Annotated in this window: 19 protein-coding genes and 1 tRNA gene; 6 read left to right on the forward strand and 14 right to left on the reverse strand. The window is 59.4% G+C overall.

Features of this window, described 5'->3' with window-relative positions; all coding sequences use genetic code 11:
• The first annotated feature begins 124 nt into the window (after positions 1-124).
• The 5 genes from B9Q17_RS04700 (at position 125) to B9Q17_RS04720 (ending at position 6007) form a co-directional block, all read left to right on the forward strand.
• Positions 125-517, forward strand: a complete 393-nt coding sequence (locus B9Q17_RS04700; RefSeq protein WP_094624318.1) for a globin — start codon at positions 125-127, stop codon at positions 515-517.
• Between the two features lie 119 nt (positions 518-636).
• Positions 637-1635: an HlyD family secretion protein gene (locus tag B9Q17_RS04705; protein WP_094624320.1), complete on the forward strand. Its 999-nt coding sequence runs from the start codon at positions 637-639 to the stop codon at positions 1633-1635.
• The gene (rbbA, locus tag B9Q17_RS04710) at positions 1628-4363 is read left to right on the forward strand and encodes a ribosome-associated ATPase/putative transporter RbbA (RefSeq protein WP_094624321.1); all 2736 of its coding nucleotides are present in this window, start codon (positions 1628-1630) and stop codon (positions 4361-4363) included. Before B9Q17_RS04705 ends, rbbA begins: the two co-directional genes overlap by 8 nt.
• 2 nt (positions 4364-4365) lie before the next feature.
• A complete protein-coding gene (locus B9Q17_RS04715) occupies positions 4366-5484 on the forward strand; it encodes an ABC transporter permease (RefSeq protein ID WP_094624541.1) in 1119 nt (372 codons plus the stop codon).
• Between the two features lie 10 nt (positions 5485-5494).
• Positions 5495-6007, forward strand: a complete 513-nt coding sequence (locus tag B9Q17_RS04720; RefSeq protein WP_022990423.1) for a lipocalin family protein — start codon at positions 5495-5497, stop codon at positions 6005-6007.
• Positions 6008-6159: 152 nt separating this feature from the next.
• Here B9Q17_RS04720 and B9Q17_RS04725 read toward each other — a convergent pair whose 3' ends face one another.
• From B9Q17_RS04725 to def, 14 genes are all read right to left on the reverse strand, one after another.
• Positions 6160-6558, reverse strand: coding sequence for a PIN-like domain-containing protein (locus B9Q17_RS04725; RefSeq protein ID WP_094624322.1), 399 nt, complete (start codon positions 6556-6558; stop codon positions 6160-6162).
• Entirely contained in the window at positions 6555-7256 is a 702-nt protein-coding gene (locus B9Q17_RS04730) for a DUF433 domain-containing protein (RefSeq protein ID WP_094624323.1), read from the reverse strand. The genes B9Q17_RS04725 and B9Q17_RS04730 overlap by 4 nt, the downstream gene beginning before the upstream one ends.
• Positions 7257-7347: 91 nt before the next feature.
• Positions 7348-8211, reverse strand: a complete 864-nt coding sequence (gene dinD, locus B9Q17_RS04735; protein WP_094624324.1) for a DNA damage-inducible protein D — start codon at positions 8209-8211, stop codon at positions 7348-7350.
• 31 nt (positions 8212-8242) lie between these two features.
• Complete coding sequence (locus B9Q17_RS04740) at positions 8243-9661, reverse strand: restriction endonuclease subunit S (RefSeq protein ID WP_094624325.1); 1419 nt, start codon at positions 9659-9661, stop codon at positions 8243-8245.
• Positions 9661-11280 carry a class I SAM-dependent DNA methyltransferase gene (locus B9Q17_RS04745; RefSeq protein WP_094624327.1) on the reverse strand — a complete coding sequence of 540 codons (1620 nt, stop codon included), beginning with the start codon at positions 11278-11280 and terminating at the stop codon, positions 9661-9663. The genes B9Q17_RS04740 and B9Q17_RS04745 overlap by 1 nt, the downstream gene beginning before the upstream one ends.
• Before the next feature lie 23 nt (positions 11281-11303).
• Positions 11304-12410: a protein adenylyltransferase Fic gene (gene fic, locus B9Q17_RS04750; RefSeq protein WP_081193933.1), complete on the reverse strand. Its 1107-nt coding sequence runs from the start codon at positions 12408-12410 to the stop codon at positions 11304-11306.
• Between the two features lie 145 nt (positions 12411-12555).
• Entirely contained in the window at positions 12556-16083 is a 3528-nt protein-coding gene (gene hsdR / locus B9Q17_RS04755) for a type I restriction-modification system endonuclease (protein ID WP_094624328.1), read from the reverse strand.
• A 126-nt stretch (positions 16084-16209) separates the two neighbouring features.
• Positions 16210-16286: transfer RNA gene (locus B9Q17_RS04760), tRNA-Pro, on the reverse strand.
• 87 nt (positions 16287-16373) lie between these two features.
• Positions 16374-18455: a glycine--tRNA ligase subunit beta gene (gene glyS / locus B9Q17_RS04765; RefSeq protein ID WP_094624330.1), complete on the reverse strand. Its 2082-nt coding sequence runs from the start codon at positions 18453-18455 to the stop codon at positions 16374-16376.
• 2 nt (positions 18456-18457) lie between these two features.
• Positions 18458-19480 carry a glycine--tRNA ligase subunit alpha gene (glyQ, locus tag B9Q17_RS04770; RefSeq protein ID WP_022990430.1) on the reverse strand — a complete coding sequence of 341 codons (1023 nt, stop codon included), beginning with the start codon at positions 19478-19480 and terminating at the stop codon, positions 18458-18460.
• Between the two features lie 135 nt (positions 19481-19615).
• Positions 19616-21019 carry a Trk system potassium transporter TrkA gene (gene trkA, locus B9Q17_RS04775; RefSeq protein ID WP_094624331.1) on the reverse strand — a complete coding sequence of 468 codons (1404 nt, stop codon included), beginning with the start codon at positions 21017-21019 and terminating at the stop codon, positions 19616-19618.
• Complete coding sequence (gene rsmB, locus B9Q17_RS04780) at positions 21016-22317, reverse strand: 16S rRNA (cytosine(967)-C(5))-methyltransferase RsmB (RefSeq protein WP_094624332.1); 1302 nt, start codon at positions 22315-22317, stop codon at positions 21016-21018. Before rsmB ends, trkA begins: the two co-directional genes overlap by 4 nt.
• A 2-nt stretch (positions 22318-22319) precedes the next feature.
• Entirely contained in the window at positions 22320-23255 is a 936-nt protein-coding gene (fmt, locus tag B9Q17_RS04785) for a methionyl-tRNA formyltransferase (protein ID WP_094624333.1), read from the reverse strand.
• 92 nt (positions 23256-23347) lie between these two features.
• Positions 23348-23851: a peptide deformylase gene (def, locus tag B9Q17_RS04790; protein ID WP_058342206.1), complete on the reverse strand. Its 504-nt coding sequence runs from the start codon at positions 23849-23851 to the stop codon at positions 23348-23350.
• Positions 23852-24150: 299 nt separating this feature from the next.
• On the opposite strand from def, the gene B9Q17_RS04795 reads away from it, so the two are divergent.
• Positions 24151-25167 carry a LysM peptidoglycan-binding domain-containing protein gene (locus tag B9Q17_RS04795; protein ID WP_022990435.1) on the forward strand — a complete coding sequence of 339 codons (1017 nt, stop codon included), beginning with the start codon at positions 24151-24153 and terminating at the stop codon, positions 25165-25167.
• Positions 25168-25245 lie beyond the last annotated feature (78 nt).

The raw sequence follows: 25245 nt of genomic DNA on the forward strand, positions 1-25245 counted from the left end.
GTCGGCGACATTTTGTCGCAGCACTGGTAGTAGCGGCATGCCGCTATATCTAATTTCGGTCGCTTGCTTACAATCACTGCCCTGATCAGAATTCCCTCGGTTTTTACAAGGACAACCACTGCAAATGAACAACACGGATCTTGTTTTCCAGAGCTACGGGCGCTGTTGCCGAAACGATGAGTTCTTCGTGGATTTCTACAACTTCTTCATGTCCAGCTCCGATGCCATTCGCAACCGCTTTGAGAATACCGACATGGGCGCCCAGCGCCACCTGCTGCGTAATGGTGTTATGCAGATCATCCTGGTCGCCCGCGGAATGTCTGATCGCAAACTCAAGGACTTGGGCGAAAGCCACAACCGGCACAACCACAACATCCAGCCAGAGTGGTATGACTTGTGGGAAGACTCACTGCTGAAAACCGTGCGCACGCACGATCCTGAATACACGCCGGCACTGCGCGAAGCCTGGCGGGAAGTGTTGAAGCCGGGAATTGATCTGATCCGCGGCGCTTATTAGGGGTGTCGCAGGCTGACAGACGGGATAGATCGTAAGCTATCTTGACTTCTGTCAGCCCTATCGTCACACTTTTTTTCTATACTTCCCTTCCGTAGTACTCATCTGATCAAGGACGTCATATGGCCGGTAAAAGTGCCAAAACTGCCTCCAAACTCCTGCTGGCACTGCTGATTGTGGCTGTGATAGCGGCTGCTGTCTGGTACCTGATGCCGAACGGCGACGAACTCCCCGAGCACATTGCTTCCGGCAACGGCCGTATTGAAGCCACCGAAGTGGATATCGCCACCCGTATACCCGGGCGCCTGGAATCCTTCGAGGTGCGTGAAGGCGACATGGTAGAAGCCGGCCAGCTGCTGGCGGTAATGGACACCGACGAACTCAAGGCCCGCGCGGCCGCCGCTGAAGCCAACTTGCACCAGGCTGAACAGGCCCGGCTGCTGGCCGAAGCCGTCGTTGTGCAGCGGGAAAGCGAGCAGCGCTATGCCCGTGCCGAACTCGCCCGTATTGAAACCCTGGTCGACCGGGGCCATGCCTCCCGGGAGCAGCTGGACCGCACCCGCACGGCGGCAGAAACCGCCGGGGCTGCCCTGCAGGCGGCCCGGGTACAGGTGGCTTCGGCCGATGCCGGCATTGAATCGGCCCGGGCCGCCATCCGGCAGATCCAGACCAACATTGATGACAGCCAGCTTTCCACCCCGGTGGGTGGCCGGGTGCTCTACCGGCTGGCGGAACCCGGCGAAGTACTGGCCGCCGGCGGCAAGGTGGCCACAGTGCTGGATGTGACCGACGTCTACATGACCATCTTCCTGCCCACGGCCCAGGCCGGCAAAGTGCGGGTCGGCTCGGAAGCGCGCATCATCCTGGATGCCCTGCCGGATTACGTGGTGCCGGCGGAGGTCAGCTTTGTGGCGGCAGAAGCCCAGTTCACCCCCAAATCGGTGGAAACTCGCAGCGAGCGGGAGAAGCTGATGTTCCGGGTGCGTATCCGCATCAATCCGGACCTGCTCAAAGCTTACCGGGACAGGGTAAAAACCGGTGTGCCGGGCGAAGCCTATGTGCGCCTGGATGAAAGCCTGCCCTGGCCCGACAGCCTGAAGGTGAGCCTGCCCAATGACTGACACCGTAGCCCGGCTGGAAGGAATCAGCCACCGCTACGGGGAAACCGCTGCGCTGTGCGACATTACGCTGGATTTCCCCGCTGGCTGCATGGTGGGCCTGATCGGCCCGGACGGGGTGGGCAAATCCACCCTGCTGGGGCTGGTTGCCGGTGCCCGGGAGTTACAACAGGGGCGTTTGCAGGTGCTGGGCGGCGACATGGCCAGCCACCGGTTTCGCAACCGGGCCGCTCCGCGCATTGCCTATATGCCCCAGGGCCTGGGCGGCAACCTGTACCACACCCTGACGGTGGACGAGAACATTGCCTTCTTTGCCGACCTGTTCGGCCTCACCGGCGCCTCCCGCCGGCTGCAGATCGACCGCCTGCTGGATGCCACCGGCCTGCTGGCCTTCCGGGACCGCCCCGCCGGCAAGCTCTCTGGCGGCATGAAGCAGAAACTGGGCCTGTGCTGTGCACTTATCCACAACCCGGACCTGCTGATCCTGGACGAGCCCACCACCGGCGTAGACCCGCTTTCCCGCAAACGCTTTTGGGACCTGATCGACACCATCCGCGGGCAAAGTAGTGGCATGAGCGTGCTGGTCGCCACCGCCTACATGGAAGAAGCGGAACGCTACGACTGGCTGGTGGCCATGGACGCAGGCAAAGTGCTGGCCACCGGCTCCCCTGCCGAGCTGCGCCAGCAAACCGGCACCGATAACCTGGACGACGCCTTTATCGCCCTGCTGCCGGACAGCCGCCGGGAGCAGGAGCTGGGCGTGCCGGTATCGGCACAAGCGACAGCTTCACCCACTCCCGAAAACAGCACTCCGGCCATCGTGGCGGAGAACCTGACCCTGAAATTCGGCAGCTTCACCGCGGTCAAAGACGTCAGCTTTACCATCCCGAAAGGCGAGATCTTCGGTTTTCTGGGCTCCAACGGCTGCGGCAAAACCACCACCATGAAAATGCTCACCGGCCTGCTGACCCCCACCGAGGGTAAGGTGGCGTTGTTCGGTGAGCCGCTGAATGCCAAAGACCTGGCCACCCGCCGCAAGGTGGGCTACATGTCCCAGTCGTTCTCCCTGTACGGCGAGCTGACCGTGCGCCAGAACCTCGACCTGCACGCCCGGCTGTTCCACCTGCCGGAGGCAAAAATTGCCGGGCGCATCAGCAGCCTGGCCGGGGAATTCGGCCTGGAAGAGGTGCTGGACCACCAGGCCGGCGCACTGCCGCTGGGGGTACGCCAGCGATTGTCTTTAGCGGTGGCGGTGGTGCACGAGCCGGAACTGCTGATTCTGGATGAACCCACCTCCGGTGTAGACCCCGGCGCCCGTAACCGGTTCTGGCAGCTGCTGATGCGGCTGTCCCGGGAAGACGGGGTGACCATCTTTATCTCCACCCACTTCATGAACGAAGGCGAGCGCTGCGACCGGATATCGCTGATGCACGCGGGCGAAGTACTGGCCTGTGATACCCCCGAAGCACTGATCGAACAAACCGGCAGTGACAGCCTGGAAGGCGCATTTATGACCACCCTGGAAGCGGTGGACAAGGAACCGGAAAGCCAGACTGGCGGCACCCTGCTGAATAAAGAGGGCGGCCAGCCGGAACGCCCCAGGGCCTTCAGCCCGCAACGGCTGCTGGCCTACGGCCGGCGCGAAGCCCGGGAACTGCTGCGGGACCCGATCCGCATGGCCTTTGCCTTTATCGGCTCGGCCCTGCTGATGCTGATTCTGGGCTACGGCATCACCATGGATGTAGAAGACCTGCCCTTTGCGGTGCTGGACCGGGACCAGACGCCCCAGAGCCGGGATTACATCGCGGCGATCTCCGGCTCCCGCTATTTTGTCGAGCAACCGGCGCTGTCGACGGCGGAGGAGCTGGAGCGGCGCATGCGCTCCGGGGAGCTGAGCCTGGCTATCGAGATTCCTTCCGGCTTTGGCCGGGATATGAAACGGGGCCGCGACACCGAGCTGGCGGTGTGGGTGGATGGCGCCATGCCGTTCCGGGGCGAAACCATCCTCGGCTACGTACAGGGCATGCACATCAGCTACCTGAGCGAACAGGCCCGGCAGGCGTGGGGCGAAGTACCCACGTTGAGCCTGGTCAGCCTGGAAGACCGCTACCGCTACAACCAGGATTTCCGCAGTCTGGATGCCATGGTGCCGGCGGTGATTCCGATCCTGCTGATCTTCATCCCGGCCATACTGATGGCCCTGGGCATTGTCCGGGAGAAAGAACTGGGTTCCATCACCAACCTGTACGTCACCCCGGTCACCCGGCTGGAATTCCTGCTGGGCAAGCAGTTGCCCTACATCGCCTTCAGCATGGTCAGCTACGCCAGCCTGGTGTTGCTGGCGGTCTATGTGTTTGATGTGCCCCTCAAGGGCGGCCTGCTCACCCTGACCTTTGGCGCTTTGCTGTTTGTTACCGCCACCACCGCCCTGGGCCAGGTGATGTCCACCTTTGCCTCCACCCAGATTGCCGCCCTGGCGGCCACGGCCATACTCACCATTCTGCCCACCGTGCAGTTTTCCGGCCTGACCGAGCCGGTATCGTCCCTGAGCGGTGCTGGCGCCTGGATCGGCCCCTTCTGGCCGGCCACCTGGTTTTTGCAGATCAGCCGGGGCGTGTTCACCAAGGGTTTGACCCTGGCCGACATGCAGGGCGCGTTTCTGGCGCTGGCGGCGTTTATTCCGGTGCTGACCGGCCTGGCCATGGTACTGCTGCGGAAACAGGGGCGCTGATGATGGAATCTCTCGGTAACATCTGGCATCTGGGCATCAAGGAACTGCGCAGCCTTTGGCAGGACAAGGTGTTGATGGTGTTCGTATTGGTGGCCTTCACCCTGATGATTTACACCGCCGGCTCCGCCGGTTCCATGGAGCTGCACAACGCCCCGGTGGCGGTGGTGGATGAAGACCAGACCGTGCTCTCCGGCCGGGTCATCAATGCCCTGCAGCAGCCCTGGTTTCTGCCGCCAGACATGGTGCGCTATGACCAGATAGACGACTTGCTGGACAAGGGCAGCCACACCTTCGCCCTGGTAATCCCGGAAGGCTCCGAGCGCAAGGTGCGCCAGGGCCAGCCGGTAAGCCTGCAGCTGAACATAGACGCCACCCGCATGAGCCAGGCCTTTATCGGCACCACCTACATAGAACGCTTCGCCATGACCGAAGTGGCGGAATTCCTGCAGCCGGGTAGCTCAGGGGACGGCCTGCCGGTGACTTTGGTGACCCGCGCCAGCTTCAACCCCAACCTGGACGGCACCTGGTTTGGCGGCGTGATGGAACTGATCAGCCAGGTGACCCTGATCAGCATTATCCTGACCGGCGCAGCGCTGATTCGCGAGCGCGAACACGGCACCGTGGAACACCTGATGGTAATGCCGCTGCGGCCGTTCGAGATTATGGCGTCCAAGGTCTGGGCCAACGGCCTGGTGGTGCTGCTGGCGGCGTCTGTGTCGATCACCCTGGTGATTCAGGGCTGGCTGAACGTACCCATTGCCGGCTCGGTGTGGCTGTTCCTGCTGGGGGCGCTCATTCACCTGTTCTCCACCACCGCCATCGGCATCCTGATCGGCACCGTGGCCCGCACCATGCCCCAGTTCGGTCTGCTGCTGATCCTCACCATCCTGCCCTTGCAGCTGCTGTCTGGCGGCATCACCCCAAGGGAAAGCATGCCGGACCTGGTGCAGAACATCATGCTGGCCGCCCCCACTACCCACTTCGTGAGCATGGCCCAGGCCATTCTGTACCGGGGTGCCGGGCTGGAGGTGGTGTGGCCGCAAATGCTGGCGCTGGTGGCCATTGGCGGAGTGTTTTTCTCCACCGCTCTGATATTGTTCCGCAGACACCTGTCGGTTTGAGGATAGAACCATGAAAGCACTGAGCCTGATTACCGCCACCCTGCTGCTGTTAGCCGGCTGCACCGGCCTGCCTGAAGGCATCGAACCGGTTACCGGTTTCGACAAAGACCGCTACCTGGGCACCTGGTACGAAATCGCCCGCCTGGACCACTCCTTCGAGGAAGGCCTGAGTAAGGTGACTGCCGAATACACCCTGAACGACGACGGCAGCATCAAGGTCATCAACCGGGGCTACAACGCCGAGGAAGGCGAATGGCAAGAAGCCGAAGGCCGGGCAAAATTTGTGGGCGACAGCGACGTGGGCCACCTGAAAGTGTCCTTCTTCGGGCCCTTCTATGGCTCGTACGTGGTGTTTGGGCTGGACGAGGACTACTCCACCGCCTACCTGACTGGCTACAACCGGGATTACCTGTGGCTGATGTCCCGCACGCCGGAGGTGAGTGATGAGGTGTTGGATGCGTTCAGGGGGCGGGCTGAGGCTGAGGGGTTTGAGCTTGGGGAGTTGATAGTGGTGGAGCAGTGAGGTCACTCAATCAGTAAAGTGAAAAAGCAGCCCAAAATTTAACAATGAAATCAGTTTAGTGTTTTTTATGCCCGTTCAGGCCAGTAAAAAGCGTTTTTGGCGGTAATTTCGAGGTTTTGGTCAGTTTAGTGCGTTCGGTCGCTTTGGCTTTATCATTTGATCTGCTCAAACCGGCCTCGGTACTGCCATGGCACTCGCAGTGTTGCCCCACCCATGAATCGCTCTGACTGTTCTAGAATAGCTGGCCACCAGCGAACGATCTGATGAGCTTTATCCCAGTAAGACGCTTTGCTCCAGTGCTTCGCGAGGCAAAACACTGTTAAGCCAGCTTGGCGAAACGCCTGCTTCTCCAAATCGCTTTTCTTGAACTGGTCCTGAGAAACCACCACCCAATCGCCCTCGGCTTTCAGGGTTTTTACCCACTCAATATCCGGCGTGGAGGGAGGGAACTTATCCTTCAAATGAACAACGGTATGGCCCTCTTTTTTTGACAGTTCATTGAGGGCTCTCGCCAATGGCGGAGGTAGGTTATTGTCTAATAAAAACTTCAAACAGCAGTCCTTTGCTCAAATTGAATGGCTGCCTCCACATCAGCCACGTTCACTTCGTACAGCGAGGCCACACGTTTAGTATTCTTTTCTTCTGCATGCCAGGCACTGACAATGGCCTCTACCGTCATACCCGCCTCTGTCAGAACCGGTTTGCCAAAGTTCCGGGCGGGATCCAGCACCACCCGTCGGTTCCTGTTCAGGGGGAACCAACGCTGGGCTTCATTATTGGAGTATTCGATACCCCGATACAGGGAGGAGGAGATCACTTGCTTGAAGGCATACTGCTTCTTCGCCAGATCGAGGAGGCTTTCGTCTCCGGTTTCCTCCAGCACGATGGCAAAAATGGCCTTTCCATCTGTCTGGAAACGCTTGCAGGTAAACGGGTAGGCCTGATTGAACATTTCCCGGGCATGCATGGAAGCAAGACGAATAGCTTGTAAACTAACGCCGTGGCGCCTGAAGGCATTCACAAAGCGAATTTCCAACAAGTCGTGGAATCCCAGAGCCTGATCCGCTTTACCTTCCAGTTGAGGGTGCCACAGGCCGGAATAGTGTTTCCCACCAGACTCGTAGCCGAACAGCCATCGACGAATCTGCGGCGCAGGAATCCCAGTATAAGCAGCGGCCTCGGCAGGTGTGTATAAACCCACGCCAAGGAGACTCGCCTCTAGGTCATTGATCTCGTGATGGCTTCCCACAATTCACCTGAGTTTGGCAGTTTTAATCAATATACCAACCGAACTTTAGCACATCGCCCCTCAGCCGGCTTAAGTTTGAAGACCCCGGGCATCAGGCATCGTTGTCATCCTTCGGTAGCTTTGGTGTTTGCTTGCTGAGCTTCTTTTCCTCAGCTTTGACCCTTCGCTCCAGCTTCTTGAGGTCTTCCTCTGCGGGCAAATGTTCTGGTTGGATACCACGCTGGTCGAGCATGCCTCGGACACTTCGGTTGTTCTGTACATGCTCGCGTGTAATTGCCTGCTCGCCTTTCAAGTCTTCCTGAGTGACGTTATGGTTGGTCATCTCCGTGGCCAGATTTTTTGCAGCGATGGTCAGAGTGGGCAGGAAATCTGCCAGTGGCCTGCTCTTTACGATTCCATAGCGTTCTTTCATGGCTTGGGTTGTTCGACCGCCGAATAACGCCTGATCGCCCTTGGAACGAATGCGGCCAAAACCTGCGTCATCAACTCCACGCTCATAGATACTTTGTGACAGAGCCTTTTCCGATTCCCGGAGGCGATCCCTGGCTTCCAGCCGGGCCTGGAGTTTCATCCGGTCTTCAATGATTTCCTGTTTGCGGGTTTGAACTGCGAAGTAGCTTTGGGCAAAGGCGATTTCCGGTTTACGCGGGTCACCATTCTGGGCAATCAGGTAGCAGGCATAGCGGGTGAGCATGAAATCTTCGACTTCGCGCTCTGCACCTTTGCCGAGGCTGATCATTTTCGTGACGCCACGAAAATGATCGTCGACAGTTATTCCGGTACCCTCACAGGCCGCCATGGCCTTGTTGATGACGGTAAGGAAGTTCTCCCAACGGGCGTATCCGAGGGGCTGCTGAAGGTCCCGGGCAAACCAGAATTCGATGTCCGATTGCTCGTCCGGGCGTTGCAGCCGTTGATTCAGGCTCTCGTGTAGTTGCTGCAATTGCTTGTCCATTACTTACACTCCTTGTAGGTGATTGCGTTATTTATGCGTTCGCTTTTCGGCGCTTGGGTTTTGCCACAGCCGCCCGCTCTGCCTTGATCCGCTCCAGCAAAGCTTCCGCACTGTTCTCCCCACTGATCCGCTCCGGGTTGTCCTTGCGCCATTGCTCGGTGAGTTCGCCCCGGAAGGCTTTGGCCAGGATGGACTGGGTGAGGTTGTTGACGCGGGCCAGGGCGTTGTTGACCTGTTGTTCAATGCGGTCGGCGTGGGCGAAGAGTTGGTCTACTCGGCGGACGATTTCGGTTTGTTCTTCTACTGGCGGTAACGCCAGGAAGGTCTGAGCTACAGACTTGGTGTTGATTACCCCTTGAGCACCACCGACAGTTGTGCCTAATAGCAATTCCTGGGATAGAGGCGACTGAAAATATAGGTTCAGATAAGGTGACAGTCCGCGCTGGGGACGAGCGAAGACGATATTGGCGCAATTTACCTGCGGAAATATTGAGGGAAGTACACAAGCGTCTCCCCGGTTTGCGCCTACACGAACGATTAACAGGTCACCAGGCTGCAGCTGAGATTTTCTGAGAGACTGATGAAAGGGTTCGGTGATATAGGCTAAACCATCAAGGGAGATCCTGCCCGGACGAACATTTTGGGAACGTAGAAATGGAATGCCGCTCTCTTCATCGGTATAGAATTCTGATGTTTTCCCAACATGGCCAACTGAAACCCTTTCTGAAACTGACCCAAGGGCAACACCTGCCCAATTGCTCGGAATATCGAAAGGTTTAGTTATTTCCTCATAGTCAGGCCATGTGTCTCTTGGGGGAGTGAGAGAGTTCTGGCTCCTCCACTCCTCCGTCAACCGCCCACTCACCGCCGCAGCCAGCACGGACTGACGGAAGCGTTTCAGGATTTGCGGGATGCGTTCGAGGCGGGCTTTGGTGTTTTCCACCTGGGCCAGCAGGGTGTCGAGTTTGTCGGCGATGACTTTTTGTTCGGCGAGGGGTGCCAGTATGAAGGGTGCAGCCACTCCATCTTTTGTACCAAGCCGAGGCATATTGACGCCGTAGCTGACATCGTTAACGTAATTCAGGAAATCGCGGGTTTTAAGCCAATGGAACAGGTATCGGTTAAGGACAAATGGCTCAGAATCGAGCGGGATGATTTCTGTGGTGCAAACTCCGTCAGTGTCGGCAACAACCACTTTGTTGAGATAGGGGCGCAACTTGCCATATAGAACATTCCCTCTCTCAAACCGGTTTTTCGTGCTTTTAAATGGCCGTTCTTTGGCCGTCTTCCGACTGATTATTCGGGAGCTGTCTTTTTCAATATCTTCAAGCTCCAGAACCCATGTGTCGTCAGTGACATCCGAGAGCTCGCATTTCTGAGTTTTACCGTAGGAAGCGACATCGCCAAGCTGAATTTGCAGCCATTCCTGGGGCAGTTTGAGCTGGGCCATTACTTAACCTCACCCATTACTTCCTGCAAAAGCACCCGGGCCCCATCAGCCTCCTCCTCAGCCCCCAACTCCCGCATCAACGCATCCAGCTCGCCCAGCGCCTGCACCAGCTCCCCCATCGCCTCACCCGCCAACACACTCGGCTCCGGCAGGTTGGCGGCATCCACGCTGTCGCTGTCTTTCAGCCAGGAAATATCCAGCGAGTCGCCCTTGTGCTCGGCAATCCACTGGCGGCTGAAGCTGCGCCAGCGGCTGTGGGCCAGGCGTGGGTCGATGCCTTCGTTTTCGTCGCTGTGTTCCGGCAGTTCGATGTCTTCGGAATGGAAGCTGTATTCGCCTTCCTTGCGCTCGCTGTCACCGTTGGGGCTTTCGCCATACACGGCTTCAAACGCCTTCAGGTGCGGGTCGCCAAAGGGGGTGCGTTTGCCGAAGCTGGGCATGTTGGTACGCAGGTCGTAGACCCAGACGTTTTCGGTGCAGTTTTCTTCCTGGTACTTGTCTGCCGCGCTGCCCTTGGTGAAGAACAGCACGTTGGTTTTCACGCCCTGGGCGTAGAAGATGCCGGTGGGCAGGCGCAGGATGGTGTGCAGGTTGCACTTGTGCATTAAATCCCGGCGCACGTCGGTGCCCACGCCGGCTTCGAACAGCACGTTGTCCGGCAGTACCACGGCGGCGCGGCCACCGGGTTTGAGGTTGCGGTAGATGTGCTGCAAAAAGGCCAGCTGTTTGTTGCTGGTTTTGTAGGTCAGGTCGTCCCGGGTGATGCTGGCGTCGCCGCCCTTGCTGGTGCCAAAGGGCGGGTTGGCGAGAATCACGTCGGCCTTTTCCAGTCCGGCACCGGTCTGGCCCAGGGCGTTGCCCAGGTGCACCACGCCTTCGGTATCCCCTTCCATGCCGTGCAGCAGGCAGTTCATCAGGGCCAGGCGGCGGGTACCGGGCACCAGTTCGATGCCCACGTAGGCCTTGGTGGTCTGAAAGGCTTTCTGTTCGGTGGTCAGGTCGTACAGGTCGTCGGTCTGGCTCTTGATGTATTCGTGGGCGGCAATCAGAAAGCCAGCCGTGCCCGCTGCCGGATCCTGGATGCGTTCGCCGGGTTGCGGCTTCAGGCAGCGCACCATGGTGTTGATCAGGGCGCGGGGTGTGAAGTACTGGCCGGCACCGGATTTGGTTTCATTGGCGTTCTTTTCCAGCAGGCCTTCGTACAGGTCGCCCAGGCCGTCTTTCTGGGCGCTGAACCAGTCGATCTGGTCCAGGGTTTTGATCATCTGTTCCAGATGGCGCGGCTCCCGCAGTCGGGTCTGGGCATCGGCGTAGATGGCGCTGATCAGCGGGTCGTCGTGTACCAGATTGCCGTCGCCGTCGTTGCCGGTGGACAGGCTGAGCAGGATGCGTTTGTAGTCGTTCAGCAGGTTGATGCCGGATTTGCCGTTCAGGTCGGTCCAGCGGCAGCCTTCCGGCAGCGGGTGCTTTTTCAGGGTGCCGGCTTCGGTGTTCTCGTGCACCATCTTGATGAACAGCAACAGCACCAGTTCGGTGACGTAGTCGGAGTAGTTGATGCCGTCGTCCCGCAGAACGTCGCAGAGGTTCCAGAGTTTCTGGACGATGTCGTTGTTGGTCATGTGTGTTCTCAAGGTTGCTGAATTCAGTGGTAAGGCTGAAGCTCGTTGCTATCGCTGGTCATCAGGCGTAGCAGGCGCGGATTGAGGAACAGCTTTTCGTTGCCTGCTGTTTTCTCCTGCAGTACGCCAATCTCGACCAGCTGTTTCAGGTAACTGGATGCTGTCTGCCGTTTGGCTATGTCTTTTTCTACCAGGTTGCTGATGCGGCAATAGGGCTGCTCAAAAATGGTCTGGACCAGTTCGTGGCTGTAGATCTTGGGCAGCGCTTGTCTGACATGGTCTTCAGTTTCAGTAATGAGCTTTCTCATGGCGGCGATCTTGGCGCAGGTCCAGGACGATACCTGCTCCACGCCGTTAAGCATAAAGATAATCCACTCCTGCCACTCACCGGTGCGGGTAACCTGGGTCAGTAGGCGGTAGTAATCGTTTTTGTGCTGAACTATGTAGCGGCTCAGGTAGAGTATGGGCAGGGTGAGTAGCCGCTGTTCGATCAGGTAAAGCACATTGACGATACGGCCGGTTCGTCCATTGCCGTCGTGGAACGGATGAATGGCTTCGAACTGGTAATGGCTGATGGCCATTTTGATCAGTGGGTCCGTGTCGTCGTCTGCATGCAGATAGTTTTCCCAGTTGGTGAGCAGGTTGCGAATAACCTCTTCACCAACCGGTGGGGTGTAGATGGTTTCACCGGTTGCCTGATTGCCAATGATGGTCCCGGGCACCTTACGTACATCCATATCCACGCCTTTCAGCGTGCTGCACACCTCTATAGCGGTGCTCGCGCACAGTGGTTTGCGCTGAAGATGAACGAAGCCCTCATAAAGGGCTGTGCGATATCGGAGCGCTTCTTTGGTGGCCGGATCGGCCCCCTGATCTTCCTGCGAAAACTGAAACAGTTTGTCGGTGGTGGTGACGATGTTCTCGATCTCGGAACTGTCTTTGGCTTCCAGCAGTGGCAGAAGGTTTATCAGCAGTGATTGATTCGGAATCAGTTCACCTGCCTGTTTAAGCTCAGCCAGAGCGGCCCGGGCGGGAATGCAGGCTTTGAGGATGCCCAGAGTCTCGGTCACTTCTTTGGCAGGCGGAAGCGGCGGTAACTGGTTGTAAGGCTGATCCGGTCGCCAGGCCATGTTTAAATTCCTTGAAAATTTCGACAAAGGTGTGTGTTTTGCGCAGTCTATGTTTATGCGGTAAACATAGCAATGATCTGTGTCGAAAAAATACTGAAAAATCGACACAGGTTAAACCTATGTCGATTCCATAAACATGGCATTCTCAAGCACTCCGCTCCGGCCACATCGCCTCATTCAATTCCTCCAGCACGGTATCCAGCTGTTGCCCCAGCACCTTATTCATCTGCCTGGCCCCGCCATCGTCGGCAAACCGGTGGTTCACAAACTCCCGGTCGATGATCACTTCGTGCACCAGCTGCTTGGCCAGTCGCTCCAGCCATTTGCGTTGGTTCGGGGTCCAGTTGTGCTGGGTGTAGATGCGATCCATGGCTTCCGCTACGCGCTGTTCGAAAGGAATCAGCGGCTCGCCCAGGGCGGCACGGCGGATGTAGCCGATGATGCTGGCGGCGATGTCCTTGTTGGTCTGGTTGCGCACGGCACTTTGCAGGCGGGCTTCGGAGTAGCCGTGGTTGTCCAGCAGCAGTTTTACTTCCCGTAGCTGTTCCCGGGTGAGGTCACGGGGTTTGTTGACGACGACGGCCAGCGCGGCGGATTGGTTGAGCTGTTGTTTGATGAACTCGTTGAAGCTGTCCAGGTAGTCTTCCGGCTTGTCGTGTACACCGTAGCTCTGGATACGTTCGCGGATTTCGTCTTCGTGGTCGGAGATCAACGGCATGTATTCGCTGCCCACCAGGGACTTCACCTCGGCCAGCTGGTTCAGCAGGCCGCTGTGTTGTTTGATGAATTCCGAGGCCTGCCGTGGGCCGAGTTTATGCAGGTGCCGGTGGAGGGATTTGGGTTCCACGCCCCAGCTCTGCTGCAGTTCGTCCAGTTTCTGTTTTAGTTCCGGCCGGTTTTCGGCTATGTTGTCGGCCTTGCGCAGCACCCGCATAAGTTTCTGGCTGAGCTGGCTGAGTACCACATCCGCGTGGCTTTCATCGGGTTGTTCACCGGGGCTGTTGAGGGCCTTTTCCAGCTGCTCGTCGTCGGTGAGTTCGTCCACCAGTTGTTCCAGGGTGATGTTGGGGTCTTTCACCAGGGGCTTCATGGTGTTTACATCCTGCAGCGCGGCATAGATGTCTACCGGGTCGTAGATGCGGAACACGGTTTTGCCGATCTCGTCGCAGCGGCGGGTGGCGCGGCCGATCATCTGTTCGTACAGGATGCGTGAGCGTATCCGGCGCATGAACACCAGGTTGCAGATGCGCGGTACGTCGATGCCCGTGGTGAGCAGGTCTACTGTGATGGCGATGTTGGGATAACGCTCGTTTTTGTAGCGGCGGATGAGCTGGTCCACCTTGTCGCTCTGGCCGGTGATCTTGGCCACGGCGGCTTCGTTGTAGCGGCCGTTGTACAAGTCCTTGAAGGCTTTATCGAGCTGGCTTTTCACCATATCCGCGTGCAGGTCGGTGGCGCAGAAGATCATGGTTTTCTCGTCGCCGAACGGGTCCAGCTCCTGTACCAGCTGTTCACAGATCACCCGGTTGAAGTTCTCGTTGATTACCCGCCGGTTGAAGGCGTCCACTTCGAAGCTGAGTTCGTCTTCCAGTTCGGTGGTGTCCACTTCGCCGGTCCGGGTGTTGATGACTTCGACCGGCTTGCCCTTCTCGAAGGTAATGCCATTCTGGCTGAGCAGGGTTTCGTAGCGAATGGGTGGTTCGTGGTCGATCAGCCAGTCATCCGCCACGGCTTCCCGGTAGGAGTAGGTGTAGACGGGTTTGCCGAAGATTTCGCTGGTGTGCTTGGCCGGGGTGGCGGTGAGGCCGATTTTCACCGCATCGAAGTAATCCAGCACGCGGCGGTAGCTGGACAGGTACTGGCTGGTGTCCCGCAGGGCCAGTTCGCCTTCGGTCATTTCCTGGTCCAGGGTGTAACCCCGGTGGGCTTCATCGATGATGATGCAGTCGAACTGGTCGATGGGCGGCGGGTTGTCGCTCATAAAGATGCGTTTCACCATGGCCTGCACGGTGGCCACCTGAATGCGGGTTTCCGCTTCGGCGGCCATGTCGCCCAGCTCGGCCACGTTGTAGATCTTGCTGAGGGTGTGGTTCTGTTCCAGCGGTGCTTCGTTGAAGGCGTCGATGGCCTGCTGGCCCAGGGCGGTGCGGTCCACCAGGAACAGGATGCGGTGGAAGCGTTCGGCTTTCAGGAAGCGGTACATCAGCCCGATGATGGTGCGGGTTTTACCGGTGCCGGTGGCCATGGCCAGCAGTGCGGCGCGCACGCCACGGGCCAGGGCGTGTTCGGTGGCGACAATGGCGTTCTGCTGGTAATCCCGCAGTTTCAGGTAACCGAAGGGTTCGTCTTTTAACAACTTCTCGGCGTTTTCCTTGTCCCTTTCCAGCAAATCCAGCAGGCCGCCGGGGGTGTGGAACTGCGGCAGTGCCCGGCGCAGGTTGCTGGGTTCGCGCACATCCCGGAACCAGGTGCCGGACTGTTCCGCCAGTTGCGGAATATAGGGCCGGCCGTTGCAGGAATACACGAAGGGTACGTGGTAATGGCCGCTTTCATCGGCGGGCCAGGCGATGGTGCGGCCCATCAACTCCCAGGCGCCGACTAAGGGTGCGTCTACCTTGAAGCCTTTGCTGTAACGTTCGGCCTGGCGGATTTTGCCGGCGACGTTGGTGTTCTCTTTCTTGGCCTCTACCACTGCGATGGGCGTAAGGCCTGCAAACAGCACGTAATCGGCCCGGCCCTTCTCGCCATTGTGATTGGTGGGCCATTCGGCAATCGCGCGATAGGTGCCTTTCTCCGGGCGGGCGCCTTTCTGGAAGGTGATGTCCTGGCTGTCGGCTTCCCAGCCCGCGTCCTGCAGTTGTTGGTCGATGAGGATGCGGGTGAGTTCTTCGTTCAGTACCAGGGTGTGGGTAGCGGCTTTGGTCTGTTTGGCTACCTGCTGGCGCTGCTGATTAACGGTTTGTTCGCCCTGCTCCGTGAGCTGTTGTTGCAGCGCTTTGATCTTTTGCTCGTAGGCTTGTTGTTGTTGGCTCAGGGCTTGTTCGTGCTGGCGGGCCTGTTCCGCCAAAGCGCGGGATTCTTCATCCATGGCGAGCGCCAGGGCTTCGTATTCGGCTTTTTCTTTCTCAATCAGCTGGCTGAGCTGCTGGCTGCTGTCCAGCGCCATATTGGCGTGTTGAAGATCGTGCCGCAGTTTTTCGATATCGCCCTGAAGCTGGCGTAACTGAGCGCTTGGGTCGGCTGGCGGTACAAAGGGGCCGGGCTTGAAGCCGGCACCGGCTTTGCCAAAGGAGCGGTGAAACCAGATGGCCAGGGCCCGCGCCACTTTCAGGCCGTCCATGGCTTCTTTGTGCTGCGTGCGGAACTGGTGCGTGGCCTTGTTGCCTTCAATGCGCAGGATGTGGAACAGCTCTTTGATCTGCGGTTCCAGCCGCAATTCCCGGTTCAGGCGGTACAGCAGTTCGGACTGGCTGGTTTGTTCGTCGAACTCGATACCGGACAGTGCAGCCAGGTGCTGGGCGAGGGCTTCGCCCAGCTGGCGGAGTTTGATCAGGGTGGTGTTCGGGTCACTGGCGAAGGCACGCTCGGCGGATTCGGCCAGTTCCACGAATAAGGAATCGTGCTCTGACAAAAACGAAAAGTTGCCGGACTTGAATTCCGTTGCCTTGTTCAATGTATCCCTCCGCGACAGTCTTACGGCAGAACATTAGCAGACTTATCAAGGATACAGAAATTCAGGGGCTTCGGGCGGTGGAGCCCGTAAGGAATCAATCTTTGGAAATACAAAAAGGAGGGAAAATGGTCGGCGTGAGAGGATTCGAACCTCCGACCCCTTCGTCCCGAACGAAGTGCGCTACCAAGCTGCGCTACACGCCGATCAACGGCCGGTATTATACGGATTGCCGGCCGTTTTACTACCCCCATCCGTGGGGAAATTTATCCGTATAACTGCGGAGCCGCCCTTCAGCCTGCGGTTGGCAGCAGGGAGATGTCGGCTACCCGCAGGAACAGGTTGCGCAGGCGGTTAAGCAGGGCCAGGCGGTTGTTGCGCACGGCCTCGTCGTCTGCCATCACCATGACTTCGTCAAAGAAGGTGTCTACCGGCTCGCGCAGGCTGGCCAGGGAGGTCAGCGCGCTGGCGTAGTCGCCCTGTTCGAACAGCGGCAGTACTTTCTGCGCCTGCTCTTCTACCCTGGCGGCCAGGTTCTTTTCGGCGGCATCCTGCAGCAGTGAGTTATCCACAGCCTCGCCGATGCTGTCGCCACCCTGCTTGGTGAGGATGTTGGACACCCGCTTGTTGGCGCCGGCCAGGGCCTGGGCTTCCGGCAGCTGGCGGAAGGCTTCCACCGCTTTTACCCGGCGGTCGAAGTCCAGCGGGCGTGTCGGGCGGCGGGCGTGTACGGCCAGGTACACTTCGGCGCCAATGCCCTGCTCGTCGTAATGGGCGCGGAAGCGATCAAGCATGTAGTCCACTACGGTGCTGGCGGTGTTGTTCTCGGTCAGCACGGTGAAGTTCTGCTCGGCCCATTCGCATACGGTCTGCAGGTCCAGCGGCAGCTGGCGCTCGATGATGATGCGCAGCACACCCAGGGAAGCCCGGCGCAGGGCGAACGGGTCGCGGGTGCCGGACGGCGGCTGGTTGATGCCGAACAGGCCCACCAGCGAGTCGATACGGTCAGCGATGGCCACGGCACAACCGGTCAGGGTGGTGGGCAGGTCGTCGCCGGCGAAGCGCGGCATGTACTGCTCGTTCAGGGCCTTGGCGACGTCTTCGTGCTCACCGTCATTGGCAGCGTAGTACTGGCCCATGATGCCCTGAAGGTCGGTGAACTCCAGCACCATTTCGGTCACCAGGTCGGTCTTGGCCAGCATGGCGGCGCGTTCGGCCAGGGCCGGGTCGCTGTTGATGGCCTCGGCGATCTTCTTCGCCAGCGCCGCTACCCGCACGGATTTGTCGTAAATGCTGCCGAGCTTGTCCTGGAACACGATGGGCTTGAGGGCCTCGATGCGGTCTTCCAGCCTGGTCTTGCGGTCGGTCTCGTAAAAGAAGGCGGCATCCGAGAGGCGCGGGCGGATCACTTTCTCGTTACCGGAGATCACCTGTGAAGGATCTTTACTTTCCAGGTTGGCCACGGTGATGAACAGCGGCAGCATGTTGTCGCTGGCATCCACCACGTGGAAGTACTTCTGGTGCTCCTTCATGGAAGAGATCAGCGCTTCGGCCGGCACTTCCAGGAAGCGGTCTTCGAAGCGGCCCATCAGCGGCACCGGCCACTCGTTCAGTGCGGTGACTTCGTCCAGCAGGTCTTCGTCGATCACGGCCTTGCCGTTGGCTTCTTTCTCGGCCAGGGCGTTGACACCGGCTCGGATCTGTTCACGGCGCTCGGCGAAGTCTGCCAGCACGTAGCCTTCCTGCTTCAGCACCACTTCGTAGTCGGCCGGGGTCGGCACAATCAGCTCTTTCGGGCAGTGGAACCGGTGGCCGCGGGTTTTGTTGCCTGGCTTCAGGTTCATCACCGGGGTTTCAATCACGGTGTTGCCGTAAAGCTGCACCAGCCAGTGTGCCGGGCGTACGAATTCGGTTTTACCGGCACCCCAGCGCATGCGCTTGGGAATGGGCAGTGCGGCCAGGGATTTCTCCACCAGCTCGGGCATCAGTTCGACGGTGGGCTTGCCCTTTTCGACGGTGCGGTACACCAGCCAGGCGCCCTTGTCGGTTTCCAGGGTGTCGAGCTGGTCCGGGGTAATGCCCAGAGAGGTGGCAAAACCGGTCAGGGCCCGGGTGGGGTTGCCGGAGTCGTCGAAGGCCGCTTTTACGGCCGGACCGCGCTTTTCGACCGCCTTATCGGGCTGGGCATCGGCCAGGTTACGGATGCGCACGGCCAGGCGGCGGGGGGCCGCGAAGCTTTCCACGGCACCGAATTCTACGCCAGCGTCTTCCAGGCCTTTGACAATGCCCTGGGTGAAGGCGTCAGACAGTGGCTTGAGGGCTTTCGGAGGCAGTTCCTCGGTACCCAGTTCGACCAGAAAATCCTGTGTTGCCATGATTATGCGTTCCCCTGTTCCTGCGGTGCCTTGTTGGCTTTCTTGCCCTTCTTGCTTGCCTTGGCGTCGGCGGCTTCAGCGGCGGCCAGTACTTCCTTGCGGAGATGCTCCGGAGCCAGCGGGAAGCCCAGCTTGCGGCGGCTTTCGAAGTAGGCCTGGGCGACTGAACGTGCCAGGGTGCGTACGCGCAGGATGAAACGCTGGCGCTCGGTCACGGAAATGGCGTGGCGGGCGTCCAGCAGGTTGAAAGTGTGGGAGGCCTTGAGTACCTGCTCGTAGGCGGGCAGCGGCAGGCCGGCTTCGATCAGGCGGGCGCTTTCCCGCTCGTACACATCGAAGCTGTGGAACAGGAACTCGGTGTCGGCGTGTTCGAAGTTGTAGGTGGACATCTCCACCTCTTGCTGGTGGAAAACGTCGCCGTAGGTGACCACGCCATCCGGGCCGTTGGTCCAGACCAGGTCGTACACGCTGTCCACGCCCTGGATGTACATGGCAATGCGCTCAAGGCCGTAGGTCAGCTCGCCGGTGACCGGATAGCATTCCAGTCCGCCCACTTGCTGGAAGTAGGTGAACTGGGTGACTTCCATGCCGTTCAGCCAGATTTCCCAGCCCAGGCCCCAGGCGCCCAGGGTCGGGGATTCCCAGTTGTCTTCCACAAAGCGGATGTCGTGCACCAGCGGGTCCAGGCCCAGGGCACGCAGGGAATCCAGGTACAGCTCCTGGATGTTGTCCGGTGACGGCTTAAGCACTACCTGGAACTGGTAGTAATGCTGCAGGCGGTTCGGGTTTTCGCCGTAGCGGCCGTCGGTGGGGCGGCGGCTGGGCTGAACGTAGGCGGAGTTCCAGGTTTCCGGGCCGATGGAGCGCAGGAAAGTGGCCGGGTGGAAAGTACCGGCGCCCACTTCCATGTCGAGGGGCTGGAGAACCACGCAGCCGTGCTGCGCCCAGAAATTCTGCAATGCCAGGATCAGACCCTGGAAGGTCTTGATATCCGGCGCGGAGTTGTTGGTTGCCTTGTCTGTCACGACGTTTGCCTGCTGGTCAGTCTGTGTGTGGCGCCCCGCTTTGCGGAGCACTCCGAAAAATGAAAACGCGCATTATACGCTGGCTGGCGCTGCATTTCTAAGTGCCAGCCAGGGTGTTGTTTTGTCTGGGGTCAATCAGAAGAAGGTGAGGCCCACCTGGAACAGTTTTTCGACATCCCGGATGCGGGATTTGTCCACCAGGAACAGGATCACGTGGTCGTCCGGCTGCACCCGCAGGTGGTCGTGGGCGATCAGCACTTCGTTATGGCGCACGATGGCCCCGATGGTGGTGCCCGGCGGCAGGTGGATTTCATCCAGCCGCTTGCCCACCACCTTGGAGGACCGGTGATCGCCATGGGCAATCGCTTCGATGGCCTCGGCCGCGCCCCGGCGCAGTGAGTGAACATTTACTACGTCGCCACGGCGCACGTGGGTGAGCAGGCTGCCGATGGTGGTCTGCTGGGGCGAGATCGCCACGTCGATGTCGCCGCCCTGGATCAGGTCTACGTAGTCCGGGTTGTTGATCAGGGTCAGTACCTTGCGGGAACCCAGGCGCTTGGCCAGCAACGATGCCATGATATTGGCTTCGTCGTCGTTGGTAACGGCACAGAATACATCGGTGCTTTCGATGTTTTCTTCCAGCAGGATGTCCTTGTTGGCGGCATTGCCTTCCAGCACCACGGTTTTCTGCAGGCGCTCGGACAGCATCACACAGCGCTCGTGGTCCCGCTCCAGGATCTTGACCTGGTAGCGGCTTTCCAGGGTGTTGGCCAGGCGGTAGCCGATGTTGCCGCCACCACAGATAAAGATGCGCTTGTAGGGTTTGGACAGCGGCTGCAGTTCGCTCATCACCGAGCGGATGTGGTCGGCGGCGGCAATGAAGAACACCTCGTCGCCGTCTTCGATCACCGTGTCGCCCTGGGGCATGATGGCGCGGTCTTTGCGGAAGATGGCCGCTACCCGGGTGTCGATCTTGGGCATGTGGGTGCGCAGGTAAGACAGCTCCCGCCCGACCAGCGGGCCACCCTGGGTCGCCCGAATGGCTACCAGCCTTGCCTGGCCCTTTGAGAATTCCAGTACCTGCAGGGTGCCGGGATATTCGATCAGCCGGGTGATGTGCTGGGTCACCAGGTGTTCCGGGCTGATCAGTACGTCGATCGGGAATCCCCGCAAACGGTCCAGCTCTTTCTCCGTGTCCTTGTTGTAGAACAGTTCCTGCTTGCCCAGATAGGCCCCGGCACGCACCCGGCAGATGGTAGTGGGGGTTTTGTACAGCAGCTTGGTGACCTGGCAGGCCACCATGTTGGTTTCATCGCTGTTGGTTACCGCAATCACCATGTCGGCGTCTTCGGCGCCGGCATCTTTCAGGATGGTGGGGTACGAGGCCCGGCCGTGCATGGTGCGGATATCCAGCCGGTCCTGCAGTTCCCGCAGGCGCACGCTGTCGTTGTCCACCACGGTGATGTCGTTGGCTTCGTTGGCCAGGTTTTCAGCGAGGGTGCCGCCCACCTGGCCGGCGCCGAGAATCAGGATTTTCATGCGTCAGGTTTCTCCAGCACGGCATAGAAAAAGCCGTCGTGGCTGTCCGGGTCTGGTAGCAGCTGGCGCCCGGTGTCCATGTCGCGGCCCCAGTCGGCATTGATCTGAACCAGCGTTGCCTGTTCCTGCTGCTTGAGGAATCGCTGGATTATACGGTGGTTCTCCTGGGGAAACACCGAGCAGGTGGCATACACCAGCCGACCACCCGGTTTCAGGATAGACCACATGGCGTCGAGCAGGCCAAGCTGGATGCTGGCCAGGGGCACAATGTCGGACTCCCGGCGCAGCAGTTTGATGTCCGGGTGCCGGCGGATCACGCCGGTGGCGCTGCAGGGTACGTCCAGCAGGATGCGGTCGAACGGGGTGCCGTCCCACCAGCTGTCGATATCGGCGGCATCGGCCTGGGTCAGGGTAGCGTGCAGGTCGAGCCGGTCGAGGTTTTCCTGGACCCGGGGCAGGCGCTCGGCGGATTCGTCGATGGCGACCACTTCATCCAGTTCGCCACAGGCTTCCAGGATGGCGCAGGTCTTGCCGCCGGGCGCGGCGCAGGCATCCAGTACCCGCTGGCCGGGTTGCAGGTCCAGCAGTGTGGTGCACAGCTGGGCGGCTTCGTCCTGAACGCTGGCACCACCATCTTCGAACCAGGGCAGGCGCTCGACCGGTACCGGGCGTTCCAGCTGAATGCCGTGGGGGGCGAAACGGGTTGGCCTGGCTTCAATACCGGCCTCGGCCAGCAAATCGAGGTATTCCTCACGGCGGAAACGCAGGGCATTGACCCGCAGGGTCATGGGGGCCTGGGTGTTGTTGGCGTCCAGAATGGCCTGCCAGTCTTCCGGCCAGTTGTGGCGCAGCTTTTCCACCATCCACACCGGGTGGCTGTAGCGGCTGCTGTCGTCGTTCGGCTCCGGCGCCCCTTCCCTTTCCGCCGCCCGCAATACGCCGTTGACCAGCCCGGTCAGGTGCGGCTTGTCCAGCGCCCGGCAGGCTTCTACGGTTTCGTTCAACACCGCGTAGGTGGCTTGTTCGCTGAATCTCAGCTGGAACAGGGCCACCAGCATCAGGTGGTGAATCACCCGGTCCGGTTTGCGCAGGGGCTTTTTCAGGCGCTGGTTCAGCTCGCCGTCAAGCCGGTGAAACCAGCGGCAGGTGCCATAGCAGATGGCTTGCAGCTGGGGCCGTTGTTCCGGCGGCAACTGGTTCAGGGCCGGCGGCAGGCATTGGGTTAATGACTGGCCGTTTTCTACCGCCAGCAACACGTTGGCGGCGACGGCACGAAACGGCAGGGGCTGGTAGGCCATGGTCAGTTCAGCTCCTGGCCGGGCAACAGTACTTGCTTGCCGCCGTTGATCAGGTCGTTGATGCTCTGGGCCTTGCTGCCCGGCAACTGGACCGAGGTGATTTTCAGGCTGCCGGTGCCGCAGGCCACCTCAACGCTATCCCGCTCCCGGCTCAGTACCGTGCCGGGGGCTTTGCCGCTGCCCTGCTCCAGCGCAGATGCCCGGTGAATGCGGATGCGTTGTTCGCCCAGGTCGGTAAAGGTGCCGGGCCAGGGGTTGAAGGCGCGGATCAGTCGTTCGATGTCGGTGGCGCTGCGGCTCCAGTCGATGTGGCCTTCTTCCTTGGACAGCTTGTGGGCGTAGTTGGCGTCGGCATCGTTCTGGGGCTCACCGGTCAGCTCCCCTTGTGCCAGCCGGGCCAGTGCGTCCACGATGGCTTCGCCGCCCATGTCGGCAAGTCGGTCGTGCAGGCTGCCGCCGGTGTCGTCGGCGTTTATCGGAGTGCTCACTTTCAGCAGCATGGCACCGGTGTCCAGGCCTTCATCCATCTGCATGATGGTAATACCGGTTTCGGCATCGCCGGCGGCAATGGCCCGCTGGATCGGAGCGGCACCGCGCCAGCGCGGCAACAGGGAGGCGTGGATATTCAGGCAACCGTGGGTCGGGATCTCCAGCACGGCTTTGGGCAGGATCAAACCGTACGCGGCGACGATCATTACATCCGGTTGCAGTGCCGCCAGCTCCTGCTGGGCCTCTTCGGGCTTCAGGCTGACCGGCTGGAACACGGGAATGGCGGCATCCAGTGCCACCTGTTTGACCGGGCTGGGCATGAGTTTGCGGCCACGGCCAGCAGGGCGGTCGGGCTGGCTGTATACGCCCACCACATTATGGCCGGCTTCCAGCAGGGCCTTCAGGGCAATGGCGGCAAAATCCGGTGTTCCGGCAAAAACAATGCGCACGGTGGTTGCTTCTCTGTGTCGTTGATACGAAAAAACCGGGTCGTAACCCGGTCTGAATTCAGTTCTGCGCTGGCGATGCTTCAGCCATTGTCTCAGGCGCTCTGCTTGTGCAGCTTTTCCAGCTTCTTGCGAATGCGGTTGCGCTTGAGCGAGCTGAGGTAATCCACAAACAGCTTGCCGTTCAGGTGATCCATTTCATGCTGGATACACACGGCCAGCAGGCCTTCGGCTTCAAGGACGAACTCTTCGCCGTTACGGTCTTTGGCGGTAATCCGGCAGTGTTCGATACGCTTCACGTCTTCGTAGAAGCCTGGTACCGACAGGCAGCCTTCCTGCATGGCTTCCAGGTCTCCGTCCAGCACTTCCACCTTCGGGTTGATGAATACCCGGGGCTCGCTCTTGTCTTCGGACAGGTCCATCACGATGATCTGCTTGTGTACGTCTACCTGGGTAGCCGCCAGGCCGATGCCGCGGGCATCGTACATGGTCTCGAACATATCGTCGATCAGGGTGCGGATTTCGTCGGTCACCTCATTCACAGGCTTGGCGATGGTGCGAAGACGGGGATCCGGATACTCAAGAATTTCTAGAATCATAGTGCCTTGGCTTCTCTGAAATGCGACAGCGGTCTGCGCAAAATTTCTTCATGAACCTATCATGAAGTAACGTCTTGGCCTGTATTATCCGATAAATTACCGATTGAGTACAAACTGATCAGTCGATAGCTAAAATCTTTCAGGGAAACCAAAGAATTCACTGGAAGAACAAAAGATAACATCACAAATCGCCAGACTTCTTCTATAGTAACGGGAATAACAACGTAATAAGCTGCCGTCATACCGCAGCGGCATTACCTAACGCATAGATTCTAGGCACGCGATCAAGGATACAGACAATGAGGAAACTGTTGTACGCTCTGGCAGCCACGGCGCTGCTGTTTACCTCCTGGGCCCATGCAGAACCCGAGTTCAGGGCTGATCATCCTGAGCGTTACACTGTCGTGAAAGGGGATACCCTTTGGGACATTTCAGGGCGATTTCTGAATAACCCCTGGTACTGGCCGGAAATCTGGCACGTGAACCCGCAGGTTGCCAACCCTCATCTGATCTACCCGGGCGATCGCCTGGCACTGGTGTATATCGACGGCAAGCCACGCATCACCAAGGTGGCCACCAGCGATGTGGTGAAGCTGTCGCCGCAGGTTCGCTCTGAAGCCATCGACACGCCAATTCCTGCCATCCCGCTGGACGCCATTGCCAGCTTCCTGACCGATACCCGCATTGTGTCGCCGGAAGAACTGAACGGCGCGCCCTACGTGCTGGAAGGTGAAGACAGCCGCATCATTACTGGTGCCGGCGACAAGATCTACGCCCGTGGCGAGAAGCCCGCCGACCGCGTGGGTGTGTTCCGCCGCAGCAAGGAATTCCGTGATCCGGAAACCGGCGAATTCCTGGGCCTGGAAGCCCGCAGCATTGCCCGTGGTACCGTTGCGGCTGAGGACGGTGACGTCCTGACCGTTAACCTGAACAAGTCCAGCGAGGAAGTGCGCATTGGCGATCGCCTGCTGGTGAACGAAGACCGTCGCCTGACCACCAACTTTGTGCCCAGTTCTCCGGATCAGGACATCGAAGGCGTGATGATCTCGGTAGACGGTGGTGTAAACCAGATTGGCCAGTACAACGTGGTGGCGATCAACCGTGGCGAGCGTGAAGGCCTGAAGCCTGGCAACGTGATGGCCATTCTCAAGAGTGGCAACCTGGTGCGTGACCCGGTTACCAATGAAACCATCGAGCTGCCGTCCGAGCGTGCCGGCCTGCTGATGGTGTTCCAGACCTACGAGAAGATGAGCTACGGCCTGATTCTCAAGGCGACCCGCCCGCTGGCGGTGGGCGACAAGGTAGTTAACCCCTGAGCCCGGGCCTGATCAGGCCTGTGTGCTGAGGTAAAATGGCCGGACCGGAGTGTCCGGCCATTGTTGTTTTCAAGGATG

Origin of the sequence: Marinobacter vinifirmus, from assembly GCF_002258215.1 — a bacterium.
In the GTDB taxonomy this organism is placed as follows: domain Bacteria; phylum Pseudomonadota; class Gammaproteobacteria; order Pseudomonadales; family Oleiphilaceae; genus Marinobacter; species Marinobacter vinifirmus.